At 34.6% G+C, this 18,159-nt stretch carries 17 protein-coding genes; 9 read left to right on the top strand and 8 right to left on the bottom strand.

Annotated elements, in window-relative coordinates; all coding sequences use genetic code 11:
* Positions 1–134: 134 nt before the first annotated feature.
* A complete protein-coding gene (rpmH, locus tag Q0L65_RS12355) occupies positions 135–296 on the bottom strand; it encodes a 50S ribosomal protein L34 (protein ID WP_008464848.1) in 162 nt (53 codons plus the stop codon).
* A 166-nt stretch (positions 297–462) separates the two neighbouring features.
* Here rpmH and Q0L65_RS12350 point away from each other — a divergent pair, with 166 nt between their 5' ends.
* Positions 463–978: a DUF2892 domain-containing protein gene (locus Q0L65_RS12350; protein WP_296686816.1), complete on the top strand. Its 516-nt coding sequence runs from the start codon at positions 463–465 to the stop codon at positions 976–978.
* A 61-nt stretch (positions 979–1,039) separates the two neighbouring features.
* Here Q0L65_RS12350 and Q0L65_RS12345 read toward each other — a convergent pair whose 3' ends face one another.
* The 4 genes from Q0L65_RS12345 to Q0L65_RS12330 form a co-directional block, all read right to left on the bottom strand.
* Positions 1,040–1,360, bottom strand: a complete 321-nt coding sequence (locus tag Q0L65_RS12345) for a GIY-YIG nuclease family protein (RefSeq protein WP_296686815.1) — start codon at positions 1,358–1,360, stop codon at positions 1,040–1,042.
* Positions 1,361–1,487: 127 nt separating this feature from the next.
* Positions 1,488–2,393 carry a lytic transglycosylase domain-containing protein gene (locus Q0L65_RS12340; protein WP_296686813.1) on the bottom strand — a complete coding sequence of 302 codons (906 nt, stop codon included), beginning with the start codon at positions 2,391–2,393 and terminating at the stop codon, positions 1,488–1,490.
* Positions 2,394–3,086 carry an alpha/beta hydrolase gene (locus Q0L65_RS12335; RefSeq protein WP_296686812.1) on the bottom strand — a complete coding sequence of 231 codons (693 nt, stop codon included), beginning with the start codon at positions 3,084–3,086 and terminating at the stop codon, positions 2,394–2,396.
* A 306-nt stretch (positions 3,087–3,392) separates the two neighbouring features.
* The gene (locus Q0L65_RS12330; RefSeq protein WP_296686810.1) at positions 3,393–5,027 is read right to left on the bottom strand and encodes an ABC-F family ATP-binding cassette domain-containing protein; all 1,635 of its coding nucleotides are present in this window, start codon (positions 5,025–5,027) and stop codon (positions 3,393–3,395) included.
* Between the two features lie 384 nt (positions 5,028–5,411).
* On the opposite strand from Q0L65_RS12330, the gene Q0L65_RS12325 reads away from it, so the two are divergent.
* Together Q0L65_RS12325 and Q0L65_RS12320 are read left to right on the top strand one after the other, a co-directional pair.
* Positions 5,412–5,822, top strand: coding sequence for a hypothetical protein (locus tag Q0L65_RS12325; protein WP_296686809.1), 411 nt, complete (start codon positions 5,412–5,414; stop codon positions 5,820–5,822).
* A 50-nt stretch (positions 5,823–5,872) separates the two neighbouring features.
* Complete coding sequence (locus Q0L65_RS12320; protein WP_296686807.1) at positions 5,873–7,255, top strand: kelch repeat-containing protein; 1,383 nt, start codon at positions 5,873–5,875, stop codon at positions 7,253–7,255.
* 148 nt (positions 7,256–7,403) lie between these two features.
* Here the strand turns inward: Q0L65_RS12320 and Q0L65_RS12315 are convergent, their stop codons facing one another.
* Entirely contained in the window at positions 7,404–8,579 is a 1,176-nt protein-coding gene (locus tag Q0L65_RS12315) for a GlmU family protein (protein ID WP_296686805.1), read from the bottom strand.
* Positions 8,580–8,748: 169 nt separating this feature from the next.
* Positions 8,749–9,000: a type B 50S ribosomal protein L31 gene (locus Q0L65_RS12310; protein WP_296686803.1), complete on the bottom strand. Its 252-nt coding sequence runs from the start codon at positions 8,998–9,000 to the stop codon at positions 8,749–8,751.
* A gap of 244 nt (positions 9,001–9,244) precedes the next feature.
* Here Q0L65_RS12310 and Q0L65_RS12305 point away from each other — a divergent pair, with 244 nt between their 5' ends.
* The 6 genes from Q0L65_RS12305 to Q0L65_RS12280 are packed head-to-tail and all read left to right on the top strand — an operon-like array spanning position 9,245 to position 15,524.
* Positions 9,245–9,772 carry a DUF4199 domain-containing protein gene (locus tag Q0L65_RS12305; RefSeq protein WP_296686802.1) on the top strand — a complete coding sequence of 176 codons (528 nt, stop codon included), beginning with the start codon at positions 9,245–9,247 and terminating at the stop codon, positions 9,770–9,772.
* 6 nt (positions 9,773–9,778) lie between these two features.
* The gene (locus Q0L65_RS12300; RefSeq protein WP_296686800.1) at positions 9,779–10,738 is read left to right on the top strand and encodes a glycosyltransferase family 2 protein; all 960 of its coding nucleotides are present in this window, start codon (positions 9,779–9,781) and stop codon (positions 10,736–10,738) included.
* 9 nt (positions 10,739–10,747) lie between these two features.
* On the top strand, positions 10,748–11,251 hold the full coding sequence (locus Q0L65_RS12295) for an ORF6N domain-containing protein (RefSeq protein ID WP_296686799.1): 504 nt from the start codon (positions 10,748–10,750) through the stop codon (positions 11,249–11,251).
* Between the two features lie 8 nt (positions 11,252–11,259).
* Entirely contained in the window at positions 11,260–12,990 is a 1,731-nt protein-coding gene (locus Q0L65_RS12290) for a phospho-sugar mutase (protein ID WP_296686797.1), read from the top strand.
* The gene (locus Q0L65_RS12285) at positions 12,991–14,820 is read left to right on the top strand and encodes an ABC transporter ATP-binding protein (protein ID WP_296686795.1); all 1,830 of its coding nucleotides are present in this window, start codon (positions 12,991–12,993) and stop codon (positions 14,818–14,820) included.
* Between the two features lie 2 nt (positions 14,821–14,822).
* The gene (locus Q0L65_RS12280; RefSeq protein ID WP_296686793.1) at positions 14,823–15,524 is read left to right on the top strand and encodes a hypothetical protein; all 702 of its coding nucleotides are present in this window, start codon (positions 14,823–14,825) and stop codon (positions 15,522–15,524) included.
* A 187-nt stretch (positions 15,525–15,711) separates the two neighbouring features.
* Here the strand turns inward: Q0L65_RS12280 and Q0L65_RS12275 are convergent, their stop codons facing one another.
* Positions 15,712–18,135 carry a carboxypeptidase-like regulatory domain-containing protein gene (locus Q0L65_RS12275; RefSeq protein WP_296686926.1) on the bottom strand — a complete coding sequence of 808 codons (2,424 nt, stop codon included), beginning with the start codon at positions 18,133–18,135 and terminating at the stop codon, positions 15,712–15,714.
* Positions 18,136–18,159 lie beyond the last annotated feature (24 nt).

The following is an 18,159-nucleotide window of genomic DNA, read 5'->3' as shown; positions in this document are numbered from 1 at the left end:
TTGTCCGGTTTAAGTAGTAAAAACACTTTAAACTGAGCTTTTTAGAGCTAAACTAAATAGAATTAGTTTAAATTTTCAAAAAAAAGCCGTTACTAAAAAATAGTAACGGCTTAATATTGATTATAGAATAACCATTATTTTTTGTGTCTAGGTTCGCTAGAAACAGTCAATTTATGTCTTCCTTTAGCTCTTCTTCTTGCAAGAACTTTTCTTCCATTAGCAGAAGCCATTCTGTCCATAAATCCGTGTTTATTTCTTCTTTTTCTTTTCGATGGTTGAAACGTTCTTTTGCTCATTGGTTTGTATCTTTAAAATCTTTATTTATATGTCTTCTAGTTTTTGAATAACCGTTATTCGAAAACCGAGTGCAAATATACAAAGACTTTTTTTTCTAGCAAGTAGTTTTATAAAAATATTTTTAATTCCTTTTACTATCTTTGCAATCATAAATTCAAACCTATTATGTTTCACAAAAATATCAAACTTATTCTTGCCGGACTTATTGTCGCTACAGGCATTTGGCAATTTACTGAAAGTAACATTGGAAACGGAATCTTCCTTATATTACTAAGTGTAATTCCTGTTTTTTTATATTTCAAAAACGAATTCATCTTACTAGCGTTCTTAAAGTTGAGAAAACAAGATTTTGAAGGCGCTAAAAAATGGTTAGACAAAATCAAAAACCCAGAAGGTGCTTTGGTTCAAAAACAACAAGGATACTTCAATTACCTTCACGGTATTATGCTTTCGCAAACTAATATCAATCAATCAGAGAAATTTTTCAAAAAAGCAATTGAGTTAGGATTGTCTATGGATATGGATTTGGCTGTAGCCAAATTAAACCTAGCAGGTATCGCGATGTCTAGAAGAAGAAAATTAGAAGCTACATCGCTATTAAATGAAGCCAAGAAACTGGACAAGCAAAACATGCTGAAAGATCAAATCAGCATGATGAAAGAACAAATGAAGAAAATATAGATTTTCTAGAACCTGAAACAAGTTCAGGTTGACAGATAATCTAGTATATATAGTACGTCTGTCATTCTGAACTTGTTTCAGAATCTAACTGTTTCCATAAATTAAGCCAATTAGGATTAGACTCTTCTATTAAATTTATTTTCCATTTTCTGTGCCAATTTTTCAATTGCTTTTCCCTTGCAATTGCATCATTAATGTATTGAAATTCTTCACAATACACCATTATTTTTAACTTATACTTGGCAGTAAATTTCGATCCTTCTCCAATCACATGCCTCTCCATTCTATCATCTATCCCTACCGTAACTCCAATATAAAGAGTCCCATTAGGTTTATTTGTTAATATATACACCCAGTAATTATGATATGCTCTATTAGCCATAGTTAAATTAGATTCAGAACCTGAAACAAGTTCAGGTTGACAGATAACCTACTCATATTCTCGCCCTTCATTCTGAACTTGTTTGCTTCGTCTATTCGCTATCGCTCAGGCCAGAATCTCAAATCAATTAATATCCTTCCAAAGGGATTTCCAATTGGTATTTTTTATTCGTAGGATTCACCATTTTAGTGGTGCGCAGCCACGGATTATGAATCTTCAATATTTTATAATTAATCCCTTGTTGAATTGCTAGATTAGCTAAATCGGTTACCGAACTATCAATTGTAATTTTCTTCGTCGCTACTATTTTGTATTGTTCCTCCTCTGTAATTTGAAAACCGTATTGTTCTGGATGTTCCATAATTTGTTTCAAGGCTAAAATTCGGAACACATAACGAGAGGTTTCGTCATTTAGCAATAAATCATAGTAATTGGCTACTTTTTGAATATCCAATTGCTTTTTGATTCCAGTTCCACCCGCATTATATGAAGCTGCCACTAAAGTCCAGTTTCCAAATTTTTCTTTGGCTTTCAAAAAATAAGCACAAGCCGCCTCTGTCGCTTTTTCCAAGTGATAGCGCTCGTCAATATTCTCATTCACTTCTAAACCAATTTCTTTAGCCGTATCAGGCATAAATTGCCAAATTCCTTTAGCACCAGCTGGAGAAACTACATTCACCAAACCACTTTCAATCACGGCAACGTATTTAAAATCATCTGGAATTCCATTTTTCTTTAAAATCGGTTCGATGACTGCAAAAGCACGGTGCGCTCTTTTTAAAATTAATAAGGTCGAAGCGTTCAAATGCTTATTCACCAACAATTCTCTATCCAAACGCTCCTGTACATCCGCAATTTTTAAGGGTACTGCTTCTCCTGCAAAATCAATTTGGGCAGGAAAATAGTTCGGATTAAAACGAGCTATCCAATTAGCAGGCAATTCTAATTTAGAAGCAAAAATAAATAACCCACTAATGAGCATTACTCCAATCAAAAGAACCGATTTACGAATCGTTGTTGTTTGTTTTTTCATTTATACTTTTTCTTTTTTTGCTTCTGAAAACGTACCTAAAATTATAGCAGGTAAATTTTCATTCAACCATTTGTATTTACTTAAAATCATAATGTGTGTTCCGCCTTTTACTTCGATACAATCATTGATGTATTGAATTGGAAACACCTCATCGGCATCGCCGTGAATATGAATTACATTCGGATCAACTTGGGTTCTATTCCACAATAAAATGCGTTCTATGGCCCAATCCAAATAATGCACATCGCGAACCGAAAGATACCTTTCATATAATTTCAATCGATGGGCTATGGATTTTCCAAAAGAAAAAGCACTCAACTTTTCCATATTCGAAAAAATCGATGTTGGAATTAATTTGTACGCTTTCGTTGTTTTGGCAATTTTCATTCGGCGAGGAAATTCTACATTCGATTTCACACTCGAAATAATAATTACTTTCAGCGGATTCAAAAAAGCTGCCATTTCTTGCACCAAAATCCCTCCGAAAGAAACACCAATCAAAACAGGATTTGGTGCTGTGATTCTTTCAGCCATTCGTTTGGCATAATCCTTTAAAGATTCCTCTCCAATGGGCAATTCCCAATCTAAAAGATGCACTTCAAAAAGCGAATCCGGCAAAACAATACGCTCAAAAATCAACGAACTAGCCGCCAATCCAGGCATGAAATAAACCGAAATCTTTTTGTTATCCATCGTTCAAAAAACCATTACTTTAGGGTAAAAATAAAGATATTTTTATTAAGTATTGAACCCGTTGGGTAAAATTAGTTTTTGATGAAAATTTCACGTCAGTTCGAGTGATTTTCGTCAGAAAATCATATCGAGAACAAGTGAAATGTTATTAAAAACGATTAACTACGTTGAACCTAAAGGTTTCTCGATACATTTTTTGTTCCATTTCATTGCACAAAAAACACTCGAATTGACGTTTTTAATAATTACACCCAACGGGTTAGGTATTGACTCGAAAAGAACAAATGCTAAATGTTGCAACAAAAACTACTTCTCTATTTCTCTCAGGTTTTCCATTTTCTTGTGCGCCAAGAAACCAGCTACATCCTCAAAGTGTTCTACCACCCTTTTGTTTCCAAATTCAAAAACTTTGGTAGCTAATCCGTCTAAGAAGTCACGGTCGTGCGATACTAAAATCAAAGTTCCATCAAAATCTTTTAAGGCATCTTTGATAATGTCTTTCGTTTTCATATCCAAGTGATTCGAAGGCTCATCTAGAATCAACAAGTTAACAGGCTCTAACAACAATTTAATCATCGCCAAACGCGTTTTTTCTCCTCCAGAAAGTACTTTCACCTTCTTGGTAATATCATCACCATGAAACATAAAAGCACCTAAAATATTTTTAATTTGAGTACGAATTTCTCCTACCGCAATACCATCAATAGTTTCAAAAATAGTAGCGTTTTCATCTAGCAAAGCCGCTTGGTTTTGAGCAAAATAACCTATTTGGGCATTGTGACCAATTTCGACACTACCGCTATCAATGCCTATTTCTTTCATGATAGCTTTAATCATAGTCGATTTACCTTCTCCATTTTTTCCAACAAAAGCTACTTTTTGACCGCGTTCAATAACCAAATTGGCCTCTTTAAATACCACATGATCACCGTACGATTTAGACAATTCTTTCACAATCACAGGATATTGTCCAGAACGAGCTGCTGGCGGGAATTTCAATTTCAAAGCGGATGTATCGACTTCGTCTACCTGAACGATTTCTAGTTTTTCTAACATCTTCACACGCGATTGTACCGCATCGGTTTTAGAAAACGTTCCTTTAAAACGGTCTATAAACGCTCTATTATCAGCAATCATTTTTTGTTGCTCATCGTAGGCTTTTTGCTGATGCATACGGCGGTCTTTTCGCAATTCCAAATAATGAGAATACTTGGCTTTATAATCATAAATACGGCCCATAGTTACTTCTATAGTACGATTAGTAATGTTATCTACAAAAGCCCTATCGTGCGAAATCACTACCACCGCTTTGGCTTGGTTGACCAAGAAATCTTCTAACCATTGAATACTTTCTATATCCATATGGTTCGTTGGCTCATCGAGCAAAATCAAATCGGGTTTTTGTAATAAAATTTTAGCCAATTCGATACGCATTCTCCAACCTCCAGAAAACTCCGAAGTTTGACGTGTAAAGTCTTCGCGAACAAACCCTAAACCAATTAAGATTTTCTCAACCTCTGCCTCATAATTCACTTCCTCAATAGCGTAGTATTTCTCACTCAAATCCGAAACACGCTCAATCAACTTCATGTACTCATCACTTTCATAATCCGTACGAACGGTCAATTGCTCATTTATCTCGTCAATCTCCGCTTTCATCTTGAAAACTTCGCCAAACGCCTTAGACGTTTCTTCCATTACAGTCGCGCCATCCGTAGTCAATAAATGCTGTGGCAAATAAGCTACTACCGCTTCTTTGGGGGCCGAAATAGAACCTGTAGAAGGTTTACTGTGTCCTGCAATTATTTTTAAAAGCGTCGATTTTCCCGCTCCATTTTTACCCATAAGGGCAATTTTATCATTTTCATTAATGGCAAAAGAAACATCACTAAAAAGTGTGGTTCCGCCAAATTGCACAGAAATATCGTTAACTGTAATCATTGCGTAGTGGATTTATTTGTTGGGAAAAGCGATCATTCAACCTCCCGTTTTTGAAGGCGCAAATATAATTCAAATCCCTCGTTGTTTACAATGTATTGGGTAAAGTTTTTATTTTTCTTTTGCCGCTAACCTGACTATCAAAGCCTCATAAAAACAGAAAAAATGTCTATAAAATTACAAATACAGACACTCAAACCGACTAAAAGAAAGAAAAGCCATATTTAAAAACTATTTGATTATCAGTTGATTAAAAATATAAAAATAGTAGAAAATATTGTTTCGTACATTATTTCAGGAAGGACAGGTACTAATTCGGAAATTTACAATAGCTAAACCAATAGTGCAATTGATTTAAAAATACCACCGATACAAACCCCACAGAATATGATTTCAAAAGAAACCAAAACTTTTATTAGTATCGTTAAAAACGGTATTGTTTTGAATCCAAAATCAAAAAATAAAGAACAAATTCCATTTACTGATGTGGCTAAAATTCACATCAGTATTCAGCAACGGCAGTTTGCACTCAAAAGCTTTTTGATTGGGTACTTTATTTTCACGCTGTTTTGTTTGCAATACCTCAACGTAGAGTTGTCTATTTTATCTGTTCTAATTTTCAGTATCAATTTTGTAGTAATGAATACCCTCGATTTTAAAACCTACCGACTACAAATTATTTTGAAAAATAATACCATCATCGAAAAACGCATTCCTAAAAAATTGAAATACGAGTTCATAACACTGATCAATGAAGTACGAAATGAATTAAAATTGAAAAGAGAAACTATTTTGTAATTTGTAAATAAAATAGTACTTTAGAGAAAATTTTCGAAACACTACAACATATGAATCGGGTCTTATCTACTCTCTGTATTCTTTTTTTACATGTCGCAATTAATGGAAATGCACAAATTGACAAATATAAAGGTGAAACTTTTCTTTTTCAAGATGCCAAAACCAAAAATGCCATAGTAATAGACCAAGATTCTTTATACTATGTAAATACTCCCAATAAATTCAAAATACTAAAACACACTAAGTATCCTGAATTAATTTCACGCTACAATACGTTTTATATAAAAGGTAAGAATTATTTTGTACATAATGGTTGCGGCCCTGTATTAGAATGGCGTAATGATTCAATCATACGAATTGATAATTCTTTTTTACATCAAAATCAGTTTGGCGCAACCTCTTTCGTATACCAAGATGAAATTTATTATTTTGGCGGTTACGGGTTATTTACATTTAAAAATATACTCACGAAATACATTTTCAAATCAAGAGAATGGATGGCTGTTCAAACTTTCGGGAGTGAATTTCCATCTTTAAGACGTGATGCAAATCGGATTTTAATTGGAAACAACCTATATATTTTTGGTGGATTATGCGAAAACCCTGCAGATTTTTATTTTGGACAAATCCCTACCGATAATATAGTTTGGAAATTGGACCTTAAAACTATGGAATGGAGTAAAGAAGGAATATACAATACCAAATACAACTCAATTGAAAATTATTTCAATTTTCAAAATGGGTCAAAGATGTATATGCTTAGTCGAGGTGCAGATAATAAACTATTGGAAATTGATCTTGCCACTAATACTATTAATAAATATATTTTGCCTTCCGTTATGAATGTGAAATCATTTTATTTTGACGAACTATCACAAGAATTGGTTGTACTTCATTTCTTAAGTACTTCTGCAGAAACTAAAATTATCCGATTAAAATTAAAGAGTATTATTAACAATCCTATTCAATCTGAAACTTTTATCAAGAATCAATATACCAATTCACTTATTATACTTGGAATAGGAATAATTGCAATATTACTTTTTATAATAGTATACAAATTCAAAATAAAAAACATAATTTTCGAATATCATAGTTTAATTTATGATAACACTACTAAACAATTACTATTCAAAGGAAAAGTAATTGATTCATTTGATAATAATGAACTGAAAATCATTTCATATTTAATACAAAATCAATCGAATTATATCGCACTTAACTCATTAAACAATCTTTTTGAACAAGAAGAATTGACCGAAAATTATACTAGCACAACCAAACGAAGAGAAAACACCTTAAACGCTATAATCACAAAACTCAGTTTGATTTCTGGATGTAAAGAAAATGAAATTCTATTGTACAGAAGAAATCCAAACGACAAACGAATGAAAGAAATCAAATTAAAAGATCATTTTATTAGAGTAAAGTAACCATAAAAAGTTTTTAATAATCATAGATTTTGTCATTCCGAATTTATTTCGGAATCTAAAAAATAATTAAAAATTATGAAAAAAGATGCTGACTCGAGCGATAGCGAATAGACGAAATAAACAAGTTCAGCATGACAAAACTAGTGCGTTATTCTTTTCTCCACTTTTTAGTTTCTTCAAAAACGTGTTCTAAAATGGCTCGTTCTTTTTCGTCAAAATCAACATTCCTGCGACTCATGACTAACTTAGCCGTAGCAAAGGCTTTACTCGTTGTATAAGTTGTAAATCCAGCGGCACCACCCCAAGAGAAACTCGGCACAAAATTGCGAGGAAAACCACTACCAAAAATATTGGAACTCACCCCCACCACTGTTCCTGTATTGAACATGGTATTAATACCGCACTTACTATGATCCCCCATCATCAAACCACAAAATTGCAAGCCTGTTTTAGCAAAGCCTTCGGTTTCATAACTCCACAACCTCACTTCTTCGTAATTATTTTTAAGATTGGAATTGTTACTGTCTGCGCCAATATTACACCATTCTCCTAAAACGGAATTCCCTAAAAATCCGTCATGTCCTTTGTTAGAATACGCAAATAAAACGGAATTATTGATCTCTCCCCCTACTCGAGAAAAAGGACCAACAGTAGTCGCTCCATATATCTTAGCTGCCATCTTTACTGTACCCCCTTCGCACAAAGCAAATGGACCTCGAATCACAGAACCTTCCATAATTTCAGCATTTTTTCCGATATAAATGGGCCCTGTAGCAGCATTTAAAGTCACAAACTCTAATTTTGCTCCTTCTTCAATAAAAATATTTTCGGGTGCAATTACATTTACTGATTTTGGAATGGCTTGTGATTTTCTTTCCTGAGTTACCAACTCAAAATCAGCACGAAGTGCCTCCCCATTTTTAGAAAAAATATCCCAAGTATGCTCAACCGTTAAACACTCATTGGTATATTCTAGTATTTCATACGTATCAAAATTGACTTCTTCCTGCTCTTCATTGGTAAAGAAAGCGATCACTTCCTCTCCTTTAAAAATAGCTTGATTCGATTCTAAATTCCGAATCATTTCAACCAAAGTGGGATTAGGCAAAAAAGAAGCGTTAATCATTACATTACACTCCATTTCGACCATTGGATATTTTTCCGAAAGGTATTCTTCTGTCAAAGTTGTTGTTGTAGAACCTAAATAGGCCTCCCATTTTTGACGGATTGTCAAAATTCCAATTAAAATATCGGCCACTGGGCGCGTGAATGTAAATGGCAAAAGCGCATTTCGAGCAGGACCGTCAAAAAGGATATAATTCATAGCGGTTTCTTTTTAAGAAATTATGGTTTTGGTAAACCCACAGCCAAATTTACAACTAATTTTAGATGTTCAAAAAAGTAAAAAAAATGTGCTCGAGAACAATAAGTTTTTTTCATAAAAAAAGCCTCACTAATTGTGAGGCTTGGTATAAATAAGAAACAAATTAAAATTATTTAACGTGTTTCGCGTATTTAGTTTTGAATTTATCGATACGTCCTGCAGTATCAATCAATTTAGATTTACCTGTGTAAAAAGGGTGAGATGTTCTAGAAATCTCCATTTTTACAACTGGATATTCTACACCATCAACAGTGATAGTTTCTTTAGTTTCTGCAGTAGATTTAGTAATAAAAACGTCGTCATTTGACATGTCTTTAAAAGCAACTAATCTGTAATTTTCTGGGTGTACACCTTTTTTCATCGTAATTCTTTTTTATTAGTTTCAATTATAATCGTGCTTTGAAGCTTTTCTTCTAACAGAAAAGGTATAAACCAATTATAACTTTTTGTTTTTACATTATTATTTTGAGTTTGCAAATTTACACTTATTTTTCAATAAACAAATCTTTGAATGACTTTTTTTATCCATCGCTAAATCGCGATTTTTAGCAGCAAATAAATTGGGAATTGCTATATTTGTAGATTAATTTTAAAACTTCTATATCATGATAAACGAAATTATTAAAAGAAATGGAGTAACTTATGGAATAATCATTGGACTAATTTCTTCTTTAACGACTGCCTCAATCTATGCAATCAATATTAATTTATTCACCTCTTGGTGGTTAGGAATACTAAGTGTTTTATTTTATATTGTTTTTTCAATCATTTTACTTTCCAAAACAAAAAAAGCTTTAAACGGTGTTTTTACTTTCAAAGAAGCCTTCACAACGTATTTTATTTTTGCTGTAATAGGAGTGCTAATTGGCGCTATTTTCAATATTTTATTATTCAATGTTATAGACCCTTCTGCCTCTGATACCGTTAAAGAATTAACTATTAAAAGTGTTGTAGAAACAATGCAAAAATACAACACCCCTGCCTCAACAATTAATGAAATGATTGCTAAAATGAAAGAAAACAATCCTTATTCTACTATTGAAATTTTAAAAGGGTCTGCTTTTGTAATTGTATTCTATTCAATATTAGGTTTAATAATGGCAGCTTTTTTCAAAAGCAAAACTCAAGAATAATTTTAAATGAATCTATCCATACTTATCCCGCTTCTGAACGAAGAGGAATCACTGAACGAATTGTACACTTGGATTATCAAAGTGATGCAAACGCACAATTACACCTACGAAATTATCTTTCTAGACGATGGTAGTACTGATAATTCTTGGCAGTGTATTGAACAATTTGCTCACGAAAATCGACATGTGAAAGGCATTCGTTTTATGAAAAACTTCGGTAAATCACAAGCCTTGCATGCTGGTTTTGCCAAAGCCCAAGGCGATGTCATCATTACTATGGATGCTGATTTACAAGACAGCCCAGAAGAAATTCCAGGATTGTATGATATGATTACCAATGGTAATTTTGATTTGGTTTCAGGTTGGAAAAAGAAGCGCTACGATTCGGTAATGGCTAAAAATTTACCTTCCAAATTATTCAACTGGGCCGCTCGAAAAACATCAGGCGTGTATTTGAATGATTTCAATTGTGGATTGAAAGCCTACAAAAACGTAGTGGTGAAAAATGTAGAAGTTTCGGGCGAAATGCATCGTTATATTCCCGTTTTAGCCAAAAATGCAGGCTTCAATAAAATTGGCGAAAAAGTAGTGCAACACCAAGCCAGAAAATACGGCGAATCTAAATTTGGCATGAGCCGATTCATCAATGGATTCTTGGATTTAATTACGATTTGGTTTTTATCTCGCTACGGAAAACGCCCCATGCACTTTTTTGGTGCGGCAGGTGTATTGATGTTCATCATCGGGTTTTTGTCTACTGGATTAATCATTGGTATCAAATTATACCGTTTGTATGCTGGTTTTCATCCTATGTTGGTAACTGAAAATCCACTGTTTTATATCGCGTTGACTACTATGATTATTGGTACACAATTATTCCTTGCTGGCTTTTTAGGCGAAATTATTTTGCGAACCAAAAGCAATGAAGGACGGTATAAAGTCGCAAACGAACTGAATTTTTTATAAGAGTAAACAATGCCCAAATCCCAAATCATTACCCAAAAAATTATCGAAATTAGAGGTCACAAAGTACTATTTGATTTTGATTTAGCTGAATTGTACGAAACGAGTACTAAAGTTTTAAAACAAGCGGTACGAAGGAATAGCAATAGATTTCCTGAGGATTTTATGTTTGAATTAACCGAAGAAGAATGGATTTCTTTAAGGTCACAAATTGTGACCTTAAAAGTCGGAAGAGGCCAACATTCAAAATATTTACCCTTCGTTTTTACAGAGCAAGGTGTCGCTATGCTTTCAAGCGTATTGAATAATGAAAGAGCTATTGAGATTAACATTGCCATCATGCGAAGTTTTGTTTCACTTCGAAAATTCGCACTAACGTATGAAGAATTAACAAAAAGAGTAACGGAAATTGAACAACAATTCCCTGATATTTATAAAGCATTAAATCATTTGATGGATTCCAAGCAACAAAATCAAATGCAACAAGAACGAAAAAAGATTGGTTATACCAAATAATAGACAAAATGGAAATTAAACAAACTATTTTAGATAAAGTAAACGAATGGCTTTCGCCAAATTTTGACTCAGCAACTCAAAACACAATCCGAGAAATGATGACCTCAGCTCCAAAGGAGTTGGAAGAAAGTTTCTATAAGAATTTAGAATTTGGAACAGGCGGAATGCGGGGTGTTATGGGTGTAGGAACTAACCGTATTAACCAATACACTTTAGGAAAGAACACTCAAGGTTTGTCTAATTATTTGAAAAAAGTATTTCCTGGCGAAGACCTACGCGTGGCGATTGCATACGATTGCCGTCACAACAGCGATACTTTAGCTAAAGTAGTTGCTGATGTATTTTCTGCCAATGGAATTCAAGTTTTCCTATTTTCTGAATTGCGTACAACTCCCGAGTTGTCATTCACAGTAAAACACTTGAATTGTCACGCAGGAATTGTGTTAACTGCTTCTCACAACCCACCAGAATACAACGGATACAAAGTATATTGGCAAGATGGCGGACAATTAGTACCACCACAAGATGGCGAAATTATTCAGTTGATTGAAGCGTTGAATTATGACAAAATTAAATTTGAAGCCAACCAAAGCTTAATTCAGTATATTGGCGAAGAAGTCGATGCTGCTTTTCATCAATCGACTATTGAAAATGCTAGTTTTAAAACAACACCTGCTGTTGCCAAAGAAAACTTAAAAATCGTGTACACGTCATTGCACGGTACTTCGATCAAATCGATTCCGACCGTTTTAGAGCAAGCGGGATACACTCAAGTAAATATTGTAAAAGAGCAAGCCGAACCTAATGGCGATTTCCCAACCGTAAAATCTCCCAACCCAGAAGAACCTGAGGCATTGACAATGGCAATGCAATTAGCAGAGGCTACTCAGGCAGATATTGTAATTGGAACTGACCCAGATTCAGATCGATTAGGTGTAGCTGTTAGAGATACTGACGGCAAAATGATATTGTTAAATGGTAATCAAACAATGATTATCATGACAGCCTTTTTATTGGAACAATGGAAACGTGCCGATAAAATTACTGGAACTGAATTCGTAGGTTCGACTATTGTTTCTACTCCTATGATGCTTGAATTGGCATCCGCTTATGGAATTGAATGCAAAATAGGTTTGACTGGTTTCAAATGGATTGCCAAAATGATTAAAGATTTTCCAAACCAAAAATTCATCGGAGGTGGAGAAGAAAGTTTCGGATTCATGGTAGGCGATGCGGTTCGTGATAAAGATGCTGTGGGCGCTTCACTTTTAGTTTGCGAAATTGCTGCTTTGGCAAAAGCCTCAGGGAGTTCATTATACCAAGAGTTATTGAATTTGTATGTTGACTTTGGTTGCTACAAAGAGCATTTGATTTCGTTAACCAAAAAAGGAATTGATGGTTTAGCCGAAATCAATCAAATGATGATTGACTTGCGCGAAAATCCTGTAGATGAGATCAATGGACAACGTGTAGTAGGTATCGATGATTATGAAAATTCAACTTCATTAAACCGAATCACTAACGAAATCGAGCCAATTGCAATTCCAAAATCGAATGTGTTAATCTACTATTTAGAAGACGGCTCTAAAATTTGTGCACGTCCAAGTGGAACAGAACCAAAAATAAAATTCTACTTTAGTGTCAATACCACTTTGGATAAAGTTGAAAATTTCAAAGCAGTAGAAGCTGAACTAGATCAAAAAATTAAAAATATAATCGCAGCAATGCATTTGAACTAAATGGATCAAAATCTAACCAAATTAATTCCTTATACCAAACCTTATAAATCGCATATCATCTGGAATGTGATTTATAACATTTTGTATGCTTTATTTAGTACGCTCTCTATGATAACGATGTTTCCGTTGTTAGAGGTGTTGTTCAAAAAAAGTGCTGCTGTTAGTACAGAACCTACTTATACAGGAATTCAAGACATAGGACAATTCGGAAAAGATTGGTTGTTCTTCACTATATCCGATTTGAACCAAAAGCAAGGACCTCAGTTTGCCTTATTACTAGCTGTCGTTTTGGTTATTGTAACCTTTTTATTGAAAAACCTTTTCAATTATCTCGCTTCTTATCATATCACTCATCTAAAAAATGGGGTGTTGCGCGATTTAAGACAAAAGATGTATTATAAAATCATCGACTTGCCTATCTCCTATTATTCTGAAAAAAGAAAAGGTGATATCATGGCACGTATGCTTGGGGATGTAAATGAGGTACAAAACTCCTTTTTTTCTATATTAGAACTCATTGTAAAAGAACCTTTAACAATTGTGTTTACCATAATTGCCATGCTCAATATTAGCGTAAATCTAACGCTATTTGTTTTTGTTTTTATTCCAGTTTCTGGATTTATCATTTCAAAAATCGGAAAAAGTTTAAAATCAAAATCAACACGTGCGCAACAAGAAAGCGGTTATTTTATTTCGTTAGTCGAAGAAAGTTTAGGCGGACTGAAAGTCGTTAAAAGCTACAATGCCGAGAGTCAATTCAAAAAACGTTTTGACGATTCCATCAATAGATTACTACAACTTTCCAACAGCATTGGTAACAAAAATAACTTGGCTTCACCTATGAGTGAGTTCATGGGAATTGTAACCATTGCTACTTTATTATGGTATGGTGGTAACCTAGTGTTGGTTGACAAGACACTAGAAGGTTCTTTGTTCTTAGTATACATGCTACTTTCTTACAACATCTTAACTCCTGCAAAAAACATTTCCAAAGCGTCTTATGCAGTAAAAAATGGATTAGCTGCTGCCGAACGTGTTTTTGAAGTATTGGAAATTGACAATGCAATTACCAATCATAACGAAGCCGTTGTAAAAGAGACCTTCGATTCTAAAATTGAAATCGCCAACATCAACTTCAAATACGAAGACGAAAATGTATTAAAAGACTTTTCATTGGAAGTGGTCAAAGGACAAACCGTAGCGTTAGTAGGTCAATCAGGTAGTGGAAAAAGTACGATTGCTAATTTATTAACTCGTTTTTATGATGTAAACGAAGGTACCATCCAAATTGACGGAATTGATATTAAACAACTAAACCTACAATCACTTCGAGGATTAATCGGATTGGTGACTCAAGACAGTATTTTGTTTAATGATAGCATCAGAGCTAATATTGCTTTAGGCAAAGAAGATGCTACCGATGAAGAAATTGTTGAAGCACTTAAAATTGCCAATGCTTACGAATTTGTAAAAGAGTTACCCAACGGCATTCATACCAATATTGGCGATAGCGGAAATAAATTATCCGGTGGTCAAAAACAACGTCTTTCGATTGCACGAGCGGTTTTGAAAAACCCACCGATTATGATTTTGGATGAAGCCACTTCGGCATTGGATACCGAAAGCGAAAAATTGGTGCAAGTAGCTCTCGAAAACATGATGCAAAACCGAACTTCTATTGTGATTGCTCACCGCCTTTCTACCATTCAAAAAGCCAACAAAATTGTGGTGATGCAAAAAGGTAGAATTGTAGAACAAGGCACGCACGAAGAATTAATTGCCCTAAACGGAACATACAATAAGCTCGTTAGTATGCAATCGCTAGAATAAATATGTACCTCAACAATCCAAATATCAAACTCCCTGAAGATCCAGATACTATCGTTTGGAAGTACTTGGATTTGTCTAAATTCTTGGATTTGCTGCTGTCGCGAAAATTATTCATGTCGCGTTCCGATAAATTTGAAGATCAATACGAAGGCACTTTTAGTGAACCTACTTTTGAAGAGATTAAAAAGTTAGCGATTAACAATCCTGAGTTTTTAAATTACTACAAAACCCATCGCGAAAAAGTAGCCATCAGCAGTTGGCACATCAACGAATACGAATCGTTTGCTATGTGGCAAATTTTCACTCAAAACAGCGAGGGTTTAGCGATACAATCTACTATTGGACGATTGCAAAAAGCATTGGAACCCGAAAAAAACTTAAAGCAATACATCGGGCAAGTCAATTATATTGATTACAAAAAAGAATACATTCCGTTTGACGATATGTTTTTCCCCTTTTTATTCAAACGGAAAAGTTTTCAATACGAACGTGAAGTCCGTATTATCTCTGACACTTCTGATACTAAAATCAACATCAATGATGGGATTAAAATCAATGTGGATATCAGCCAATTGATTGATAAAATCTACATTCACCCTAAATCAGAAAACTGGTATAAAAACTTAGTGATCCAATTGGTTTCCAAATTAGGTTTTGATATTGAAATAGAAAAATCGGATTTAGAAAGCGATATCCTGATATAGATAATATTGGTGTTACAACAATTTCGTCCCTACGGGACTCTTATCATCATAGCTACATAATTACCTCTATTTTGTCCCTAGCGGGACATAGTAATATAGGAAAAAACTATTCGCAATTGTCCCGCTAGGGACAAAATATCGGTAGAAAAAAAAATGTTTTGTATCAAATAGTCCCGTAGGGACGAAATTATAATTTTGCCGTCAATTTGATATTAAATACGCGCGTAGTCATATAATTGGGAATAGCGTATTGATTTTTGGAATACACATCGCGAACCCAAGTATTGGTAATGGCATTTTGATTATTAAAAAGATTAAATATCTCTACACCCACAGCCAATTCTTTGAAATTCCCCAACCAATTCTTGTTAATTGAATTATTTTTATTGTCAATCAAAATTTTAGAAAAACCGACATCGGCACGACGGTAATCCCGTAATCTATTTTGGTACAAATACGGATCGGCATACGAAGGAGAACCTCCTGGCAATCCTGTATTATAAACTAAATTCAAATACACTTTCATTCTTGGAATAGTAGGCATATAATCTTGAAATAGCAATCCAAATTTTAATAATTGATCAGTTGGTCGAGCGATATAGCCTTTATTTTCGCTATTTTCTTCTGTTTTCAAATAGCCAAAACTAAACCATGATTCTGTTCCGGGTACAAATTCTCCATTCAGGCGAATATCGAATCCCTGAGCATAGGCTTTCGCCAAATTATTAGCCGCATACCGAATTCGGACATTGTCAATCGTATACGTATTCACATCCGACATGGATTTGTAATACAGTTCAGAAACCAATTTAAATGGTCGATTCCACATCTTAAAATTGTAATCATTTGCCACGACCAAATGAACGGATTGTTGCGCTTTGACATTCGGTTGTACTACACCATCGGCACCACGCAATTCTCTATAAAAAGGAGGTTGATAATACACTCCGCCTGAAAGTCGGAACACCATATCTTTTTCCCAATTGGGTTGAATGGAAATTTGCGCGCGAGGACTCCAAACAAACTGCGATTTACCTAATTCGTCAGTTCCTGACACTTCCCAAGTATGAAAACGCAATCCTGCATTGTACCACACCTTAGTTGCTCCTATACTACTTTTTGAATTCCATTGCACAAATCCTGACAATCTATTAATGTCAGTAAAATTAGTCGCGCGCACATTTTGATACGGAACAAGTGGGCCGGTATAAACCGAATACGGCTCATTTTTTTGAGGTAAGACAATAGGCGGCGGAATAGAAAACCCCGCCGAATCGATTACCTCCCACTCCACTACTCGATCTCGAATAGATTCGCGAGTGTATTTACCCCCCCAATCCAATTGACTTTTCTTCCAATCGTGAAACCCTTTGAATTCGATATTGGCAATTAAAGCATCTAAATTATTTCTCGCGTGATTCAACTGCGAACCAATGCCACGCGTGTATGCTACTTTTCCGTAGGTTTCAGAAGCAACATTAGCATCCACTTCACCCAAACGGTATTGCGCCAAAATATCAAAATTCTCTTGTTCAGTTGTATGATACAGTGAGCCAATAAATTTCAAATTAAAACTCTCGTTAGGTTTAAAAGTGGTTTTTATAGCTCCAAAATAAGTAGCATACTGATCTTTTTCTTGCCCTTCATAATACACCAAAAGTGCCATGGGTTGGTCTAACGTTCCAAAATTAGTTTGGCGGGTCAAAGGCTGGTATTGGTAGTTGTTTTTCGAAATGTTACCTAAAAAACTCCATTGCCATTTTGCGGAAGCCTGATAATTAATATTCGTTTGAATATCGGCAAAAGTGGGTGTGTAATTCGTTTGGGTTTCTTGGCTTTTTACCAGCAAACTATTGTTTCTATAGCGCACCCCTGTAATTGCAGACCATTTTTTGTTTTTGGAAACGGCATCAAAAGCCATACTGCCCCCCAGAAAACTTCCTTCGAAATTGGCTCCGAATGTAGTTGGTTTTCGATAGGTAATATCCAAAACCGACGACAATTTATCTCCGTATTTGGCTTGAAATCCACCTGCTGAAAAATCAACATTTTGAACCAAATCAGTATTGGTAAAACTCAATCCTTCTTGCTGTCCTGAACGAATTAAGAAAGGACGATAGACTTCAATTTCGTTAACATAAACCAAATTTTCATCATAATTGCCACCGCGAACAGCGTATTGTGTACTCAATTCACTATTGGAATTGACTCCTGCTAAGGTTTTTAAGATATTTTCAACTCCAGCATTGGCACCTGGAATTTTACGTAATACTTCGGGTGTAATTGACGTGATACCATGAATTCGTTTGGTATTCTTAGCCGTCACAACTACTTCGCCTATTTGTTCTTGGCGGGTATTCATCACCGGATTGAATTCAAAATTTTGATTGGGTTTCAAGAACAAAACAATTGATGCCGATTTTAGCGAAATATGAGTAAAAACTACGGTCGTTTTTTGGTTGGCAGGAATTGTTAGTTCGTAAAATCCATTCGAATTGGATTGAGTTCCAACTGCACCATTCGAAACAGAAACATGAGCCACTGCTTGCTTATTTTCGTCTAAAATAATTCCTCTCAACTTGGCATTCTGAGCCAAAGACGAAAATCCCATTCCGAGAAAAAGAAGCTGAACAAT

Origin of the sequence: Flavobacterium sp., assembly GCF_024642105.1 — a bacterium.
Taxonomy (GTDB): domain Bacteria; phylum Bacteroidota; class Bacteroidia; order Flavobacteriales; family Flavobacteriaceae; genus Flavobacterium.
Note: the sequence above shows the minus strand (reverse complement) of the source record. Positions and strands in the feature narration are given on the sequence as shown.

Bases quoted from the DNA above. Each gene is read 5' to 3' on its own strand.
- rpmH (WP_008464848.1), bottom strand. From the start codon at position 296: ATGAGCAAAAGAACGTTTCAACCATCGAAAAGAAAAAGAAGAAATAAA.
- Q0L65_RS12350 (WP_296686816.1), top strand. From the start codon at position 463: ATGTTTCACAAAAATATCAAACTTATTCTTGCCGGACTTATTGTCGCT.
- Q0L65_RS12345 (WP_296686815.1), bottom strand. From the start codon at position 1,360: ATGGCTAATAGAGCATATCATAATTACTGGGTGTATATATTAACAAAT.
- Q0L65_RS12340 (WP_296686813.1), bottom strand. From the start codon at position 2,393: ATGAAAAAACAAACAACAACGATTCGTAAATCGGTTCTTTTGATTGGA.
- Q0L65_RS12335 (WP_296686812.1), bottom strand. From the start codon at position 3,086: ATGGATAACAAAAAGATTTCGGTTTATTTCATGCCTGGATTGGCGGCT.
- Q0L65_RS12330 (WP_296686810.1), bottom strand. From the start codon at position 5,027: ATGATTACAGTTAACGATATTTCTGTGCAATTTGGCGGAACCACACTT.
- Q0L65_RS12325 (WP_296686809.1), top strand. From the start codon at position 5,412: ATGATTTCAAAAGAAACCAAAACTTTTATTAGTATCGTTAAAAACGGT.
- Q0L65_RS12320 (WP_296686807.1), top strand. From the start codon at position 5,873: ATGAATCGGGTCTTATCTACTCTCTGTATTCTTTTTTTACATGTCGCA.
- Q0L65_RS12315 (WP_296686805.1), bottom strand. From the start codon at position 8,579: ATGAATTATATCCTTTTTGACGGTCCTGCTCGAAATGCGCTTTTGCCA.
- Q0L65_RS12310 (WP_296686803.1), bottom strand. From the start codon at position 9,000: ATGAAAAAAGGTGTACACCCAGAAAATTACAGATTAGTTGCTTTTAAA.
- Q0L65_RS12305 (WP_296686802.1), top strand. From the start codon at position 9,245: ATGATAAACGAAATTATTAAAAGAAATGGAGTAACTTATGGAATAATC.
- Q0L65_RS12300 (WP_296686800.1), top strand. From the start codon at position 9,779: ATGAATCTATCCATACTTATCCCGCTTCTGAACGAAGAGGAATCACTG.
- Q0L65_RS12295 (WP_296686799.1), top strand. From the start codon at position 10,748: ATGCCCAAATCCCAAATCATTACCCAAAAAATTATCGAAATTAGAGGT.
- Q0L65_RS12290 (WP_296686797.1), top strand. From the start codon at position 11,260: ATGGAAATTAAACAAACTATTTTAGATAAAGTAAACGAATGGCTTTCG.
- Q0L65_RS12285 (WP_296686795.1), top strand. From the start codon at position 12,991: ATGGATCAAAATCTAACCAAATTAATTCCTTATACCAAACCTTATAAA.
- Q0L65_RS12280 (WP_296686793.1), top strand. From the start codon at position 14,823: ATGTACCTCAACAATCCAAATATCAAACTCCCTGAAGATCCAGATACT.
- Q0L65_RS12275 (WP_296686926.1), bottom strand. From the start codon at position 18,135: ATGGGATTTTCGTCTTTGGCTCAGAATGCCAAGTTGAGAGGAATTATT.